This is a genomic window from Psychroserpens burtonensis DSM 12212 (assembly GCF_000425305.1).
GTDB classification, from domain to species: domain Bacteria; phylum Bacteroidota; class Bacteroidia; order Flavobacteriales; family Flavobacteriaceae; genus Psychroserpens; species Psychroserpens burtonensis.
On record NZ_AUDE01000001.1, the window covers coordinates 91,260 to 109,004 of the forward strand.

Below are 17,745 nucleotides of genomic sequence, written 5' to 3' on the forward strand. Positions count from 1 at the left end.
AACAAAATAACAAAATGACTAATAGAACAGGACAAGACCTATATAATAAAGCAAAAACATTAATTCCTGGAGGAACCATGTTGTTATCTAAACGACCAGAAATGTTTCTACCAGACAACTGGCCATCTTACTTTTCAAAAGCAAAAGGCTGTAAAGTCTGGGATCTTGATGGTAAAGAATATACCGATATGTGTATCATGGGTATTGGTACAAATACCTTGGGTTATGGAAATGATGAGGTAGATAATGCTGTTATGGAGACTGTGAAAAAAGGGAATATGAGTACCTTTAATTGTCCAGAAGAAGTAGCATTAGCAGAAAAACTAGTTGAGCTAAATCCTTGGGCAGATATGGTGAGGTTTGCTAGAAGTGGTGGAGAAGCAAACTCTATTGCTATAAGAATTGCTAGAGCAGCATCTGGAAAAGATAAAGTTGCTATTTGTGGCTATCATGGATGGCATGATTGGTACTTATCTGCAAACCATAATAATGGAGATGGATTAACAGGACATTTATTACCTGGTTTAAGTCCTAATGGAGTACCAAAAAATTTAAAAGACTCCGTATACCCTTTTAATTATAATAATTATGAAGAGCTTTTGTCTATTATTGATACTAATGATATTGGTGTGATTAAAATGGAAGTGGTAAGAAATTTTGGTCCAGAAGATAACTTTTTACAGAAAGTTAGAGACTTAGCAACTCAACGAAATATTGTATTAATTTTTGATGAATGCACGTCTGGATTTAGAGAAACTTACGGAGGGATTTACAAGAAATATGGCGTTGAACCAGATATGGCTATGTATGGCAAAACCATTGGTAATGGTTATGCGTTAACCGCTGTAGTTGGAAAAAAATCTGTTATGGAAGCAGCACAGACCTCTTTCATTAGTAGTACCTTTTGGACCGAGAGAATAGGGCCTACTGCTGCATTAAAAACCATAGAGGTCATGCATAAAATGAAATCATGGGATATCATTACTGCTCAAGGAAAAAAAATGCAAAGTCAATGGAAATCTTTGGCTGAAACACACAATATAGACATTGCTATATCTGGTCTGCCTGCGCTAAGCACTTATAGCTTTAAAAGCGATAATGCCATGGCTTACAAAACACTTGTAGCTCAAGAAATGCTTAAAAAAGGTTTTTTGGCAAGTACAAATTTCTATGCATGTACTGAGCATAAAGACGAAAATATCGCTGATTATTTTGATGCTTTAGATGGTGTCTACAAGACGATTTCAGATTGCGAACAAGGTCACAAAAACATTCATGACTTGTTAGACGGACCTATATGTCATTCTGGATTTAAGCGACTAAATTAATGACTAAAACGATTCTCTTTAGAGCCGATGGAAATGCAACTACAGGTTTGGGGCATTTATATCGATTATTCAGTTTAGTTGAAATGGTAAAAGACCATTTTGATTTTGTGTTTCTAACCAAAGAAGAATCCACATTAGAAGTTATTCCAAAAGACTATCAAGTTTCAAAGATACCAGAGCATCTTTCAATTGAAAAAGAACCAGATTGGATTAACACTCATTTCCCTGCTCAATCTTATAGTATTATTGCAGATGGCTATCACTTTGATTCCGTTTACCAAGAAGCTATCAAGCAGTATGGGTTTAATTTGATATATATCGATGATTTGGCTAATGAAAAAATGTATGCAGACATTGTTATTAACCATTCACCATATTTAAAAACATCAGATTACCATAAGCAATCGTATACACAATTGGCATTAGGAACATCATATGCATTATTAAGGCCAGCCTTTTTAAAAGCTGCTCAGCATGAAAGAAAAGTAAACAGTATTGATACCGCTTTTGTGTGTTTTGGTGGTGCAGACCCTTTCAATCTCACAATCAAAGCTGTTAAAGCATTACTCGCTTTAGAAGATATAAAGCATATACATGTGGTTTTAGGAGGAGCTTACAAACATCATGGGCTTTTAGAGTTGACAGAAAAACACTCAAATGTATTAACTATTCATAGAAATTTATCTGAACAGGAGTTGGTTACGATAATGCAATTATCGCAAATTGCCATTGCGCCTGCAAGCACTATTTTGTATGAATTATGTTGTATTAACATGCCTATTTTTAGTGGGTTTTATGTGGATAATCAAGAACTTATTTACAAAGGGTTTTTAGGAAGAGGAGCTATCTATAATGGTGGTAATATGAAAGATTATTCGCAATCTGATTTTGAATTTCGTATTAAGCACATTTTAGGGAAAAATAATCATGATGTCATTATGAAGTCACAAAGTATGTTGTTTGATGATAGGATAAAGGCAAGACACATTGACTTAATCAAACAAATATGTTGAAAATAGCAGTATTATGTAGTGGAGGATTGGGCTTTGATACTTTAAAAAAAATCATGCCTGAATATCACATTTTGTGTGTGTTAACAGATAGTAATTCTAAGACTATTATCGAATTTGCTAAAACTAATGATATTCCTTTATTTTCAGGCAATCCTAGAAAGAAAAAAGGGTTTGAGTTTATTAAGGCTTTTGATATTGATGTTATAGCTTCAATAAATTATTTATTTTTAATTGAAGAAGATATCATCAACCATTCTAAACAGCTAACGTTTAATATTCATGGTTCTCTTCTTCCGAAGTATAGGGGAAGAACACCTCATGTTTGGGCAATTATTAATGATGAAAAAGAAGCAGGAATTACTGCCCATGTGATTGATGCTGGTTGTGATACAGGTAAAATAATACATCAGATAAAAGTTCCAATCGAAGATGAAGATACTGGAGCAGATATGCTTAATAAATATGCTGATGAGTATTTTCCGATGGTAAAACAAGTACTACATAATTTAGAATATAATCAATTAGATTTAAAGATTCAGAATGACTCTTTTGCTACTTACTTCGGAAAAAGAACATCAGAGGATGGTGCTATAAACTGGAATTGGACCAAAGAAAAAATAAGAAATTGGATAAGAGCTCAAGCTCACCCATATCCTGGCGCATTCACCTTTTACGACGGTGAGAAAATTATTATTGATAAGGTTTCTTTTACTGATGAGTTGATCTCTAAAAAACAACTTAATGGACAAATCATCAGTAAAATAAATTTAACACCAATAATTAAGACGTCAAATGGAGCTATCAAGTTAGATACTATACGAACAGAAAATTGTATTTTTGAATTAGGAAAAGCGTTTGATAATGAAAATAGGAAATAAAACTATAGGCGGTAAGAACCCTTGCTTTATTATAGCAGAACTCTCTGCAAATCATAATGGAAATCTCGATGTAGCAATAGAAACGATAAGAGCTGCAAAAAGAACTGGAGCAGATGCTATTAAATTGCAGACTTACACACCAGATACATTAACCATTAATTGCGACAATGAACATTTTCGTATAGAAGGTGGAACACTTTGGGATGGAAAGACCTTATATGAACTTTATGGTGAAGCTTATACTCCTTGGGAGTGGCATGAGCAATTGTTTAAGGTTGCCGAAGAGGAAGGGCTAATATGCTTTTCGTCACCTTTTGATTTTACAGCTGTAGATTTTTTAGAGAAATTAAATGTTCCAGCTTATAAAATTGCTTCATTTGAAATACAAGACATTCCACTAATTGCATATGCAGCATCTAAAGGCAAACCTATAATCATGTCTACGGGTATAGCTGAAGAAGAAGATATAAAATTAGCTGTTGAGACTTGTAGAAAAGAGGGAAATAATGATATTATATTATTAAAATGCACATCATCATACCCCGCTCCTCTAGAATTAGCAAATTTAAAAACGATTCCTGATTTAAAATCTCGTTTTGGTGTTGAGGTTGGTTTTAGTGATCATACTTATGGTAGTTTAGCTCCAACAATAGCCACCTCATTAGGTGCTAAAGTAATTGAAAAACATTTTATTTTAGATAAAAGTATTGGAGGCCCAGATGCAGATTTTTCTTTGGACGTTGCAGAATTCACTGAAATGGTGAATCGTGTTAGAGATACTGAAAAACTACTTGGAACCGTATCTTACGATCTTGCTGAAAAAGTAAAGAAGAACAGAAAATTTGCTAGGTCTTTATTTATTGTAGAAGATGTAAGAAAAGGAGATAAATTAACCTCCGAAAATATAAGATCAATAAGACCGGGATATGGATTACATCCTAAATTCTTAAATCAAATTTTAGGATCTACATTTTCAAAGGAGATAAAAAAGGGGACACCACTTAGTCAAGAGGATTTTATATAGTTATGCAGAAAAAGATGCTGGCATTGTTCCTTAGAGGATCCTCAATGGGATCAAAGTTCCTATTGATTATTGCCTTGTCTAAATCTCTTACTACTGAGGATTATGGCGTTTTGAGTATGGTTCTCACAACATTAACTTTTTTAATGTTTTTTTTAGGTTTAGATTTTTATAATTTTTCTCATCGCGAGATAATTGAAAATGACAGCCTAAAAGTAAAATTTTTAGTAAACCAGTTCTGGTTTCATTTGATTTGCTATGTTGTTTACATTCCAATAATCTACATCATTTTTATTAATGATATTATTCCGTTAAGCTATATTATACCTTTCTACTTATTGCTAGTTTTAGAGCATTTTGGACAAGAGCTTTTTAGGTTTTTCAACCTTTTTAATAAACCTAATCAGGCCAATTTAATATTACTCATAAGAACAGGCTTATGGATTGCTATTATGGTAATAGTAGAGTATTTTATATTAGAAAGACCCATAACGATAGAGCATGTATTATACTACTGGATTGCAGGTTCTTTTCTGGCGGTTTTGTATAGTCTCATCTATGTGTTTATAATTGGAAGCACAGATTTTAAAACTATCAATTGGTTTTCAATTGACAAAAAGTGGATCAAAACAGGAATCAGAATTAGCCTTCCTTTCTTTTTTGGAACTATAGCTTATAAAATAATTGAATATTCTGATCGTTATATGATTGACTGGTTCTTAGATAAATCGGCAGTTGGGATCTATTCATTTTACGCAAATTTTGCAAACATTATCAATATTATTGTTAGTACAATCACAATAACCCTAATAGTCCCTAACCTATTAAGAGCTATAAGTGCAAAAGAGCCAATTGAAATTGAAAAGCAAATTTCTAAATTTTTTAAGGAACTTTGGGTAACAACCTTAGGGGTAAGTGTAATTGTGGTTTTTTTAATCTTCCCCGTTTTAAGTTGGCAAGATAAGCCAGAGTTTAAAGCTGAAATTGTAGTCTATTTTGTTATTCTAATTGCTAACATTGCATTTAATATGTCTTTGTTTTATCACTTTTTATTGTATGCTTATAAGAAAGATAATTCCATTCTAAAACCTACTATTTATGCCTCATTAGCGAATATTGTATTAAATTTGATTTTTATACCTAAATTTGGTCTTATAGCTGCTGCTTTATCTACTCTTTTAAGTTTTCTATTAATACTTATTTTAAAGAGAAAATATTGGCTTGACTTTAATAGTAAAGATATTGAATAATAAATCAAAAAGCATTAAACATATTTTCATTGGGATTGCTCCAAACCATATTATAAATTTTGAGAATCTTATTAGTCAAGATGATCAAATTCAAAATACAATACTATTAAACCCTGGACATTTTGAATATGACAAGAGAGTATGGTCTTCAGTTATAAATGGTTCGATCGAAATGAAATATGGGGAGTTAAGCACCTTAGGAAAGCTCAAATACCAATTGCATAAATTATCAGGTTATAGAAATTTTATTCAACAAATACATACAAAGTTATTACACAAAAATCAGAAATACAATCTATATTATTGCAATTTAGATGATGTGTTAACAAATTATGTTTTTCATCAATTAATAAATGAAGATCTCATTAACGAGAATTATGTTGTAGAAGATGGCGTGTTAAATTATTATTATCCTTACATAGATTTAAAGAAGCTTAAAATGAAAAGGCTATTGTGTAAAGTGATGTACAATATAAATTTTATTCCTGAAAAGGAACACCCAACAGGTATTTCTTCATCAATAGTAAAAGGACAATATGTAAGGCTTCCTCAAAAAGCATTGCATCCAGAAAAATCAATATCTTTACCCTATGACGAGATATATTATGTGCCAGATGATGATACTATTTTAATAATTGGACAAGATATAATGCACAATGCTAAGGAAGGGTTAGAGTATTATTTGAAAAGATTAGAGCTACTGTTTGAACAAATACAAGTTATAATTAACGAAAATTCAAAAATAGTATACAAACCGCATAGAAATGGTGATTTCAAATTAGCAACTAATTTATTAGATTCTATGTTTAATTCATATGAGTTGTTTGAAGATATCACACCAATTGAAGTTTGTATAAAAGAGATAAAGCCAAGTCAAATATTTTCCTTTGAATCCAGTGCAATGCTAAATTTGAAAATTGCGATTAAAAACCATAATGTTAAAATTGCGGTACTTCCTTTTAATGTGAAAAAGGACGTTTTAACCAATATTTTTAAAACACTTGAAATTGATATTTTATAATGACGTTAGCATTTAACCTCTTTCTTTTAGTTCTATTTTTATTGTTTTTGTATGCTATAACGAGAAAGGACTATAAAATTGTATTTCTATTTGGATTATTAGTATTTCAAGGACTTACAATTATACCATCGTTAATATATTTAGAAGAAGGTATTTATATAAGTGAACAAGGTAGAGATAGCTTTTTTGTTGGTGCTACCTTTATGTATGTTATGTATTTTTTCATAACTTTTACCGTTATTTTCATGGTGTTTGAGTTGATGAAACGTTTTAAGACTTCTCAGCCTGTCTTTAGGTTGAATAATAATATAGTGGATGAAAAAATCATTTTCTATATAGTTGTTTTTACACTCTTAATTTTATATTACAATGCTAGTCAGTCGAGACTTCCTTTATTTGATCCCACTGTAACTCGTTTTACATATTGGCCAAATTCTAAATTGCCGTTTTTAAATAAAATATTAGGGAATACGTCTATTTTTATTCCTTTTATTTTAGGACTAATTTATAAAAACAATAAAACTAAATGTCTAATTTTATTAGCGTTATACTTTGTATATAATTTTTTAATAGGCCAAAAATTCTCTCCTATAATTTTAGGTTTTTTTTCTTTTTTCTTACCAATGGTATTAGTTTCCGAAAGGAAAATAAATTTTAAAAGATATATTAATATGAAAACTATCATTGTGATAGCTTTGATCGTGGGTTCTGTATACACAGTAATCTATAAGCGTTACGAACGGCGAAGACCCTATGCGGTTATTAAAATATATGACCCTAACGAAGCAATGTTCTATAGAGCTTTTGGTTTACAAGGACATCTAATGTGGGGAACAGTTGAGACTTATGTTTATAATGATAAACCTCATTCATACAACCCTCTAGATCTTTCATATGGAATGCAACATTTGATGAGGGAATTTGCTGCAAAAAAATCGAATCTAGACAAAGCGATTTCAAACGGATTTAATTTCACCAATGGATATCCTTCAATTTTATTTTACACTTACCCTATTTTTTTAGCATTAATTCTTCACATTCTTGTTACTGCAATATTAATTGCTTTTCCTGGCTGGTTATTAATTCAGTTTATAAAAGCGCGAGCCTATGTTATGGCTGTTATTTTATTTCAATTTTTTAATTGGGCAATATATGCGATAACTATGGGCTACTTCTACAAATTCAACTTTATAATTGGTTTTCTCCTTTTGTATGGGGCCTACACTTCTATCAATTACAAAAACAAAATAAAACTAAAACGTTTACGATGAATTATAAGCTTTTTATTTCTGGAGTTTTTATTATGTTACTGATAGCTTGCAAATCAGAATCTAAACCTGAAAAGAACCTAATAATCGAGGCTAGTGATCCGAAAATGGATTTGGCTGTGCTTATTAATGAACTAACTTTAGAAGATAAGTATCCTCAAAATGATGTTAGACGATATGGCGTTTTTCCCGATCTAACAGTAGGAAACCACCCTAAAACTGGGCAAAATAAAATGAATGAAATATTAAACCTAGCAGAGATGGGGCTTGAGCTTAATTTTCCTGAAGGTGTTTACAAAACAGTTTTAAATTTTTCTAATAGGAATGGGGTGAAACTTCATTTTGATAAGGCTGCATTTATAGGAGCAATCTTAATAAATGGAACTTCAGAACAAAAAATAAAGAATATAAACTTGACAGGAACATTGTTATCTTATAGCTCATTTTCATCTACATATAATTCTGGTGTTGCTATAGATTCTTTGATAATCAAAAATGATAAAACAATAAATATTTCAAATTTAAATAGTTCAGGTTGTAATATTTATATAGGAACGTTCTCGTTGAGTATTAATTACCTTGAAATTGAGGGCATAGGCTCTGTAGGAGATCAATTTAGGTATACGCCTGCTGCATTGATGATTCACGGTAAATCCCCTTCGCCTGAAGATATTCTTATTAAACATGCCAATATTAAATCATCAGACAGACATGGTGCTTATTTATCGGGTAAGTTTATTGAGATAAACAAATTGTTTATTACCTCTGTTGGCTTAGGGGAAATTGAAAACATGCCTAAAATCGCTTATACAAAACCCGGAGAGGAAAAAGAAATAACTGCGGTATGGCTAAAAGATTTTGAAGATTCAAATATTGGTGATTTACATATAAACACTTCGAGCTCACCTAAGTTAAACTATGCCTTATACTTAGATTCTGGCGATATAAACTTTCCATCTACGGTATCAATAGTCCACTTAGCAGGAAAGAATAATGAAGTTAAAAGAAGTCCTGCTACAAATATTGATGTTATATACTTTAAAGAATAGTAATGAATATGTCTATAGTTAAAAAAAAGCAGGTAATTGATTTTTGTTTTTTGCTCTTTATTTTAGTGCTTCCATTTGAGTTAATTTTTTCTCCAATAGCTTTTGGTTTGTTGGCTTTTGTGTTTTTAGTATTTGGAGATAAAAAGAATCTATTTACTGTTATTAAAAACCATTATTTAGCTAGTATAACTACTTTATTGTATGCTTATTATGTCATTGGAATGTTAATTAATGGTTCCTTTGATATTGCGAAGATAGATGCACAATTTTTCTTATTTGTAGTTCCTTTGCTGTTTGTAGTATTGAACCTGAGTATTGAGCAAATACAAAAAGCTAAAATAGTATATGTTTGGGCATGTATTGCTTTTTGTTTACTAGCTCTTTTAACTTTAGGATATAGCTTAGCAGTAAATTATGAACATAGAAATGATTATAATTTTATACAAACTTCAATGTATCATTTCCACTATCCTTATGATGTGCTTTATATCAATTCTGGCTACATAATCTTGCTTTTTGGAATGGGCTTTAAAAGAATAAAATATTTGCTAGCTACTTTGTTTTTTACAATAATCATGTTGTCAGGAGTGAGAATGGGTGTTGGTGTTTTTACGTTAATAACGTTAATTTATATATTAGTAAACTTTAAAAAGCTGCTCAATTTCAAAACCCTAGCCTTAATGGTATTTATTGTTCTGTTAGGTTTTGTACTAGTAAAAAATAGCAGATACGTTAATGATAAGTATTTTGACACATTAAATAAGATTGGATTTAATACAAATGAATATGTATCTGATATAGGCGAAGAGTATCATAAGGTTACTTTAAGACAAAAGCTGTGGTCCTCAGCATGTGACGCCTTGAGTCAATCTCCTAATTTGTTTTTTGGTTATGGAGCTCAAGGGTCTCGTGAGCCATTAAATGATATTTATACAAGTAGAAATTATAAAATAGAGCTTATGAATTCTCATAATGAGTATTTAACGACCTTACTTAATGGAGGTATATTTGGCTTGTTTATTTTAATTTCGGTTTTTATTCTTTCTATTATTATAAGTATTAAATCAAATTCCATTGACAACTTATTAATTGTTGTGATTATCGCAATAGCTTTTATTACAGAATCTATGCTAGAAAGGCAAAAAGGAGCAGTATTCTTTGCTGTATTTATTACTTTAATAATTATTGAAGGAAAGTTGAAACTATTTAATTCTACTAAAACATTAGAAAATCAATTGGAGTAATTAAAAACCAGATAAATCATCTTATTATTTAAAATAAATTCTTTTTCTAATGCGAATTTTAATTTTTAGCTTTCAAAATTATAGGATTTTGGGTTGATGTTTATTAATTTAATTTCTTCAATGCCCAAAATAATTAACGTTGAGTTTTATCGGGTCTAATTTTTATGGTTACACTACAATTAAGTTATTTATATTTTAAGAGGTCATGAAAAAAAATTCATAAAAAACAAATCCAGATATTATTGTTGAATTAATGGTAGAGCGTTTCATATATAAACATTTATAAATTTCTTACTATCCACTAATACTTGAAGTTTATAAGATATAATTAATATATATTTGCAACGATTTATCACACTGTAAAGTTTAATGAATAAGATAAAAGTTGTACATATACTTAACTCCGTAGGTGGTGTAGATGTGTCTTTAAGGATTATTTTGAAGAATATTGACAATCAAAATTTTGAAAACGTCGTTATTCATGGTTTAGAGGACACCAATACCGAGTTTAAAGATAAAGACGGAAAAATCATAAAGGAATATAAAATTCCAATACAGCGAAATATTAGTCCATTAAAAGATTCATCCTCGATATCCAAGGCTATTAAGATACTACGAAAAGAAAAACCAGACATCATACATGCGCATAGCGCTAAAGGGGGTATAATAGCTAAAATTGCGACTACCTTTCTAAAGATACCTGTACTGCACACACCTCAAGCTTATTCTTTTATGAGTGGTCAAAGTAAAATCAAAAAAACCATCTTCTTATCTATTGAGAAAATGTTCGTTGGGCCTAATAACAAAATATTAGCATCGTCTACTTCTGAGCAAAATAGAGCTATAAATGAGGTTGGGTACCCTATCGAGCAAGCATTGCTTTTTAATAATTCAATAAAGCCTATATCAACAATTCAATCGCTTTCTATTGATAAAACTTGGCCAGATAATTATATCTGCTCAGTTGGAAGACCTTCCTACCAAAAAAATATTGAATTAATGTTAGATGTTCTAAATAAAATTAGAAAATCCATAAGTGATATTCATCTGGTTTTGATGGGTGTAGGTTTTCATTCACCAAACCTTGAGACAGTAAAAAAGAAAATCAGAGTATTAAATCTAGAAAGTAATATAACACTGTTAGAGTGGACAACCAGGGAAGATATTTTTAATATTATAAAAAAATCACAACTTTATTTGACTACAGCAAGATACGAAGGGCTACCTTATGCTGTTATAGAAAGCTTAGCTCTTTCGAAACCAATAGTTGCTACAGATGCAGATGGAAATCGAGACCTAGTTATTGATAATTTCAATGGAAGATTGATATTTAATGAAGACGTAAAAGAATTGTCGCAGTCTGTGGTGGGTATTATTAATTCTGAAGAACAAAAACAAATGTTTTCAATTAACTCATTAAAAATGTTCAATGAGAACTTTAATATTATCAATAACATAGGTAATTTAGAAAATATATATAGAAACAACGTAAAATTAAAGAAATGAGAATCTCAGTTATAGGAACAGGTTATGTGGGCTTAGTAACAGGAACATGTTTAGCAGAAACTGGTAATGATGTGCTTTGTGTTGATATTGATGAACATAAAGTGAATCAAATGAAATCGGGAATTGTCCCAATTTATGAACCACATTTGGATGTTCTTTTTGAACGAAATATCAAAGCTAGTAGACTTAAATTTTCAACATCACTAGAGAAGGGATTAGAACATGGAGATATTATTTTTCTAGCGTTACCAACTCCAGAAGATGAAGATGGATCTGCCGATTTAAAATACATCTTAGGTGTCGCAGATAATATAGGTAAATTGATTACAGAGTATAAGGTAATTGTTGATAAAAGTACCGTTCCAGTAGGAACTTCAGATAAAGTTAAAGCAGCTATCGCTAAAAATGCTAACATTGAGTTTGATGTTGTTTCAAATCCAGAATTTTTAAGAGAAGGCTTTGCAGTTGATGATTTTCTAAAACCAGAGCGTATCGTTATTGGTGCTAGTTCAGAAAAGGCAATTAAACTCATGGAGAAACTTTACAAACCTTTTGTTCGTTCTGGAAACCCAATTATAGTAATGGATGAGCGCTCAGCCGAACTTACTAAATATGCAGCAAATTCATTTTTAGCAACTAAAATTACATTTATGAATGAAATAGCTAATTTTTGCGAAAAAGTTGGTGCTGATGTTGATAAAGTTAGAGTAGGAATGGGAACAGATTCCCGAATAGGAAAGCGTTTTTTATTCCCAGGAATTGGATATGGTGGTTCCTGTTTTCCAAAAGATGTCAAGGCATTATTTAAATCAGGGATGGATAATGATTATGAGTTTGGTATTTTAAAATCTGTAATTGAAGTCAATGATAGTCAGAAAACAATACTAATCCCTAAGATAGAAGCTCATTTTAATAATAGTTTAAAAGGAAAAACATTTGGTGTTTGGGGCTTGGCATTTAAACCAGAAACCGATGATATTAGAGAGGCTCCTTCACTATATATGATTGAAGAACTCTTGAGTAAAGGGGCTAAAATTAAAGCCTTTGATCCTGAGGCTATGCCAAACGTTAAAAATAAATTTGGTGATAATATTTATTTGGCATCAGATATGTATGATGCCACAAAAGATGTTGATGCTTTAATAATTTGCACAGAATGGAGTATATTTAGAACTCCTGATATTTCAAAATTGAAATCAAATATGAAGGCATTTAATGTTTTTGACGGTAGAAACTTATACGATGTAAGTGATATGAAAAATGAAGGTTTTAATTATATTTCAATAGGTCGATAAAAATCATAACAATGAATACAATACTTATTACTGGTGCTGCAGGTTTTTTAGGGTCACATTTGTGTGACCGCTTTATAAAAGAAGGTTTTCATGTCATTGGTATGGATAACTACATAACTGGAGATCAACGCAATATAGAACACCTTATTGAAAACACTAATTTTTCATTTATTGAACATGATGTAACCAAACACATATCAATAGATCAAAAAATACACTACATACTTCATTTTGCTTCTCCAGCTAGTCCAATAGATTATCTTAAAATACCGATACAAACTCTTAAGGTTGGATCATTAGGAACCCATAACTTATTAGGTCTTGCTAAGGCCAAAAAAGCGAGACTATTGATAGCTTCAACATCTGAAGTATATGGAGATCCGCTTGTTCACCCACAAACAGAGGACTATTACGGCAATGTTAATACCATTGGTCCAAGGGGAGTTTATGATGAAGCAAAACGCTTTCAAGAGTCTATAACAATGGCATATCATAGGTTTCATGGAATAGAAACTAGAATTGTTAGAATTTTTAACACCTATGGTCCTAGAATGAGATTAAATGACGGAAGAGTTATTCCGGCATTTATGGGGCAAGCTTTAAGAGGTGAAGATTTAACGATTTTTGGTGATGGTTCGCAAACAAGATCATTTTGTTACGTAGATGATCAAGTTGAAGGTATCTATAAATTATTGTTTAGCGATTATGCATATCCTGTAAATATTGGTAATCCGCATGAGATCTCTATTTGTGATTTTGCCGAAGAGATTATAAAATTAACAAATACAACTCAAAAAGTAATTTATAAGGACTTACCTGTTGATGATCCTATGCAAAGACAACCAGACATCTCTTTAGCTAGAAAGTTATTAAATTGGGAGCCTAAAGTGACGAGAGAAGAAGGTATGAAAAAAACGTTTGAGTTTTTTAAAAATTTACCAGAAGAAGACTTATTTAAGAGAGAGCACAGAGATTTTTCAAAACATATAAAAACATAATTTGAGTTTATTTAAACAGGGACGATATTCTGGATATTTAAGACCAATTTCTTACTTAATTGATTTAAGTATTATAAATGGTTTTGCAATCTTATATTTTTTTATAAATATTGATCCAATCATATTTATGATGTTTTCATTTATAGCATGGATCATTCTATCTGTCTATTCTAAATTTTATGAAGTATATAGATATACGAGAGAGGTTAAAATCTATTCTTTGATACTCACTCAATTAATATTGTTTACCTTAATCATTTTTGCTTTTTCTGGTTATTATTATAATCTAAATATCTATCCAATAACGATATTTAAATATGTATTATCTGTATTTCTTTGTATTGCGTTTTTTAAATTTACGATCTATTATTTGTTGCAAAAGTATCGAGTTTCTTTCGGCGGAAATTTCAGACGTACAGTGATAATTGGCGAAAACAAAAAAACGAAGGCTCTAGAAACATTTTTTAATAAAAACCCAGAATATGGTTATGTACACGTCAATACATTTAATTTAAAAGACCGAAAGATCATTAATTTACAAAGTCTGTTCGATTATATTAAAAAAGAAGAGATAGATGAGATATACTGCTCTATTTCGGAGCTGACAAATCAACAAATTCTTGAAATAGCAGATTTTGCAGATAACAATCTTAAAATCTTAAAATTTCTTCCAGATAATAAAGACATATATTCTAAGAAATTGAGATATGAATATTATGATTATATCCCAATTCTGTCTTTAAGAACCATACCGCTTGAAGATTCATTTAATACCATTGTCAAACGCTTTTTTGATATTATTTTTTCGAGTTTAGTTGTTATTTTTATTCTATCTTGGTTAACACCCGTAATAGCCGTATTAATTAAATTAGAATCTAAGGGGCCCGTGTTTTTCAAACAGTCGAGAAATGGGTTTAATTATAAAGAATTTGACTGTTATAAGTTTAGATCAATGACGCCTAATAAAGATGCACATTTGTATCAAGCAACTAGAGGGGATCAACGTATTACTAAAATAGGAAGGTTGATTAGAAAAACAAGTATTGATGAACTGCCTCAGTTTTTTAATGTGCTTTTCGGAGACATGTCTGTTGTAGGACCAAGACCTCATATGGTGAGTCATACTAACATGTATGCAAAAAAAATAGACAAATTTATGGTACGACATTTTGTTAAACCAGGTATTACAGGTCTAGCCCAAATTAGCGGTTTTAGAGGGGAAATAGAATCAGATAAAGATATAATTGGTCGTGTAAAATTTGATATATTCTATATAGAAAACTGGTCTCTACTTTTAGATATCAAAATTATAGCAAAAACGTTCATGAATGCTGTTAAAGGGGATGATAAAGCTTATTAAATAACCCCTTTCAATAAATCTAATTGACGATTAAAGTCAAAGTTTTGTATTGCTGTATCTTGTATATTCTGTTTTCTATCTAATGACAGTGATTCAATTTTAATAGTAGAAATAACACTATTTAAATTATCGTAATCTCCAGATGTCGCTACCCATCCTAAGTTGTTATTATTAATAACATCCTCGCCTTCTCCACCTCCATAATAAAGCATTGGCAGTCCTAAACGTGCGTATTCAAATATTTTTGAAGGAACACTACCATAAATTCTATTTAGTAATGGGATAATAGCAATATGATAGTTCGTTAATAAACGGTGAAGCTCGTGTCTTGTTACGCGACCGTGAAAAAACAGAGGCAATTTAGAGTTTTGGGAAATAAACGTTTCAATTTGAGATTGCTCTGCACCAGAACCATAAATATGAAATTCAATATTAGAATAATCTAGCTCAGTACACAACTTGTATATGCCTTGTGCTATACCTAGAAGACCAGCATACACTATTTTTAACTTACCATTAGATGGGACTTGTTGGATTTTTGGAACTAGAAAATCGGGAAAATTTCTGTATAAAAATGTCTTTTTATTTGCGAATATAGAATTTACATGAGTTAAAATCTCTTCACTTTGGCCTAAAACTAAATTGGCCTTACTGTAGTTATAACGTTCAATTTTTTCAAGTACCTTATAACTAAAATTCTCTTTTAATGCACCTAATTCCAAACCTGCTATAGGCCAAAGGTCACTTACATTTAGGATGAGGTTTTTGTTTTTTTTACGCAAAAATAACATAGAAGTGAATGCTACTAATAGTGGCGGAGATTGCACAATAACAGTCTTCGGGATTTTATTCCACAGGAAAAACCAAATCAAACTAAAACTATATGATAACATAGCAATTAATCGTAGCAATTTGTTTTTTGAGTTGCTCGCGTAAATCCAAAGGCGATTAATAATGATGTTTTTTTCTTCGGAAACGTGCCTGAATTTACCAGTATAGCCGTCAAAAATTTTACCGGTAGGATAATTAGGTAAAGGTGTTAATACGGTGACATCAAAATTATTTTGTTGTAAGCCATTCGCTAACTGAAAAATACGGTTAGATGCGGCTCCAATCTCTGGAGGAAAGTAACTGGTGATTATTAAAATGTCTTTTTTCATGATGTTGAGTTGACATGTGATGTAAACTGTTTTAGTTTTCCACCTTTAGAACGTTTCAATTTATGTTGTCTTTCAAAAGTTACGGTCAATCCTTTTTCAAGATAGCGTTCCATCTCTTGAGCTATAGTGTTTTTTTTGTCCTCAGATAGTTGTTCCTCACTCACATAACTAACTTTAAAAAGAGGTTTCTCTAACTGCTCAATAATAAACTCTTTAACGTTTCCGTCATCTTCAATAATACGCTTAGTAATGTAGTAAAAAGTAAGGCCTGCCGCCTTTTTTCCGCTAGGTAAAATAGCGATATCATTGGTTCTACCAATCAACGTTTTTAAGATTGGTTTTCTTAATGTGCTCGTTTTAGAAAGGATACCTACATCACCAATATCATATCTAATAAAAGGATGTGCTCTGTTGTATAAAGAGGTAATTACGATACGTCCTTCTTCTCCATAAGGAAGACAATTATCATTCGCGTCTAATATTTCAACATATAAGGTTTCACTATTGAGTTGCCAATCATTACTCGTGTTTTGAAAAGCGATTAAATCTAATTCAGAAGCACCATATTCGTTAATTATGGGGATTCCAAATTGTTTTTCCATGAGCTTTTTGTCGGTATCAAATAACATTTCAGAAGTGACAACACACGCCTTTAGTGTTGGGCAAATAGATGATAAGTTGATGGATTTTCGCTCTAGAAATTTTGCAAACTGAGCGATAGAACTTGTGTAACCATTAATATAATCAAAGGAAGTTACTTTAAATTTATCTAGATGTCCCTCAAAAGCGGCATCACTTAAATCAAACACAGAAAACCGATAACGTTTACTTAGTCTATCTTTTAGTCGTTCTTTATAATAGCCTTTTTTATCTAAAGGAATACCATAAAAACGTGCTTGACGTGACGTGTTAAAGTCCATGTCATACCAACTAAACCTGTTTTGAATCACAGCCCAAGTCATCGCATGACTATACTTGTCTTTAGCAAAAACAAAGGGATCCCCAGAAGACCCAGAAGTTTTATTGACATATGTATTTTTAGTAGTAAATCCTTTTGATAACCGTTCTTCTAGAGGGCATTGCAAATCTTTTTTTGTCATTACAGGTATAGAATCCCAATGCTTTGAGTTGGCATGAGGAGCTAATGACTTATAATAGTTATTGTGGCTTACATGAAAATCAACAATAGCGTGACGTTTATCCTTTAAGAACATTTTAAAATCAAGATCTTTTTTTTGCTGTATATGAGCCAGTTCCTTTTTTGCCTTATCCAAAGGGTAGCCATTTAATTGCAAAGAAAAATCAAAAAGGTTCAAAAAATGATAAGGTTTGTGTTGGATGTAAAGTAAAGAAA

At 31.1% G+C, this 17,745-nt stretch carries 15 protein-coding genes; 13 read left to right on the plus strand and 2 right to left on the minus strand.

From position 1 onward, the window contains the following. The first annotated feature begins 14 nt into the window (after positions 1–14). The 13 genes from H593_RS0100420 to H593_RS0100480 all read left to right on the plus strand — a co-directional run bounded on the left by H593_RS0100420 (position 15) and on the right by H593_RS0100480 (position 15,231). The gene (locus tag H593_RS0100420; RefSeq protein ID WP_028870589.1) at positions 15–1,328 is read left to right on the plus strand and encodes an aminotransferase class III-fold pyridoxal phosphate-dependent enzyme; all 1,314 of its coding nucleotides are present in this window, start codon (positions 15–17) and stop codon (positions 1,326–1,328) included. After that, complete coding sequence (gene pseG / locus H593_RS0100425; RefSeq protein ID WP_028870590.1) at positions 1,328–2,341, plus strand: UDP-2,4-diacetamido-2,4,6-trideoxy-beta-L-altropyranose hydrolase; 1,014 nt, start codon at positions 1,328–1,330, stop codon at positions 2,339–2,341. The genes H593_RS0100420 and pseG overlap by 1 nt, the downstream gene beginning before the upstream one ends. Further along, positions 2,335–3,219, plus strand: coding sequence for a methionyl-tRNA formyltransferase (locus H593_RS0100430; protein WP_028870591.1), 885 nt, complete (start codon positions 2,335–2,337; stop codon positions 3,217–3,219). Before pseG ends, H593_RS0100430 begins: the two co-directional genes overlap by 7 nt. Continuing rightward, positions 3,203–4,243 (plus strand): pseudaminic acid synthase, encoded by a 1,041-nt coding sequence (gene pseI, locus H593_RS0100435; RefSeq protein WP_028870592.1) that lies wholly within the window; start codon positions 3,203–3,205, stop codon positions 4,241–4,243. The genes H593_RS0100430 and pseI overlap by 17 nt, the downstream gene beginning before the upstream one ends. A 44-nt stretch (positions 4,244–4,287) precedes the next feature. After that, positions 4,288–5,490, plus strand: a complete 1,203-nt coding sequence (locus H593_RS0100440; protein ID WP_028870593.1) for an oligosaccharide flippase family protein — start codon at positions 4,288–4,290, stop codon at positions 5,488–5,490. Continuing rightward, complete coding sequence (locus tag H593_RS0100445) at positions 5,483–6,511, plus strand: polysialyltransferase family glycosyltransferase (protein ID WP_157588738.1); 1,029 nt, start codon at positions 5,483–5,485, stop codon at positions 6,509–6,511. Before H593_RS0100440 ends, H593_RS0100445 begins: the two co-directional genes overlap by 8 nt. Positions 6,512–7,182: 671 nt before the next feature. After that, complete coding sequence (locus H593_RS20680) at positions 7,183–7,782, plus strand: DUF6418 domain-containing protein (RefSeq protein WP_147231220.1); 600 nt, start codon at positions 7,183–7,185, stop codon at positions 7,780–7,782. Continuing rightward, positions 7,779–8,828, plus strand: coding sequence for a hypothetical protein (locus H593_RS0100455; protein ID WP_028870596.1), 1,050 nt, complete (start codon positions 7,779–7,781; stop codon positions 8,826–8,828). Before H593_RS20680 ends, H593_RS0100455 begins: the two co-directional genes overlap by 4 nt. An 8-nt stretch (positions 8,829–8,836) precedes the next feature. Then, positions 8,837–10,072: an O-antigen ligase family protein gene (locus H593_RS0100460; protein WP_028870597.1), complete on the plus strand. Its 1,236-nt coding sequence runs from the start codon at positions 8,837–8,839 to the stop codon at positions 10,070–10,072. Positions 10,073–10,441: 369 nt separating this feature from the next. Further along, on the plus strand, positions 10,442–11,578 hold the full coding sequence (locus H593_RS0100465) for a glycosyltransferase (RefSeq protein ID WP_028870598.1): 1,137 nt from the start codon (positions 10,442–10,444) through the stop codon (positions 11,576–11,578). Then, positions 11,575–12,873 carry a UDP-glucose dehydrogenase family protein gene (locus tag H593_RS0100470; RefSeq protein WP_028870599.1) on the plus strand — a complete coding sequence of 433 codons (1,299 nt, stop codon included), beginning with the start codon at positions 11,575–11,577 and terminating at the stop codon, positions 12,871–12,873. Before H593_RS0100465 ends, H593_RS0100470 begins: the two co-directional genes overlap by 4 nt. Positions 12,874–12,884: 11 nt before the next feature. After that, positions 12,885–13,871 (plus strand): UDP-glucuronic acid decarboxylase family protein, encoded by a 987-nt coding sequence (locus tag H593_RS0100475; protein ID WP_028870600.1) that lies wholly within the window; start codon positions 12,885–12,887, stop codon positions 13,869–13,871. 1 nt (position 13,872) lies between these two features. Further along, on the plus strand, positions 13,873–15,231 hold the full coding sequence (locus H593_RS0100480; RefSeq protein WP_028870601.1) for an undecaprenyl-phosphate glucose phosphotransferase: 1,359 nt from the start codon (positions 13,873–13,875) through the stop codon (positions 15,229–15,231). Here H593_RS0100480 and H593_RS0100485 read toward each other — a convergent pair. Both H593_RS0100485 and H593_RS0100490 read right to left on the minus strand, forming a co-directional pair. Continuing rightward, complete coding sequence (locus tag H593_RS0100485; RefSeq protein WP_028870602.1) at positions 15,228–16,391, minus strand: glycosyltransferase family 4 protein; 1,164 nt, start codon at positions 16,389–16,391, stop codon at positions 15,228–15,230. The genes H593_RS0100480 and H593_RS0100485 overlap by 4 nt on opposite strands. Next, on the minus strand, positions 16,388–17,707 hold the full coding sequence (locus H593_RS0100490) for a phenylacetate--CoA ligase family protein (RefSeq protein ID WP_028870603.1): 1,320 nt from the start codon (positions 17,705–17,707) through the stop codon (positions 16,388–16,390). Before H593_RS0100490 ends, H593_RS0100485 begins: the two co-directional genes overlap by 4 nt. Between the last annotated feature and the right edge of the window lie 38 nt (positions 17,708–17,745).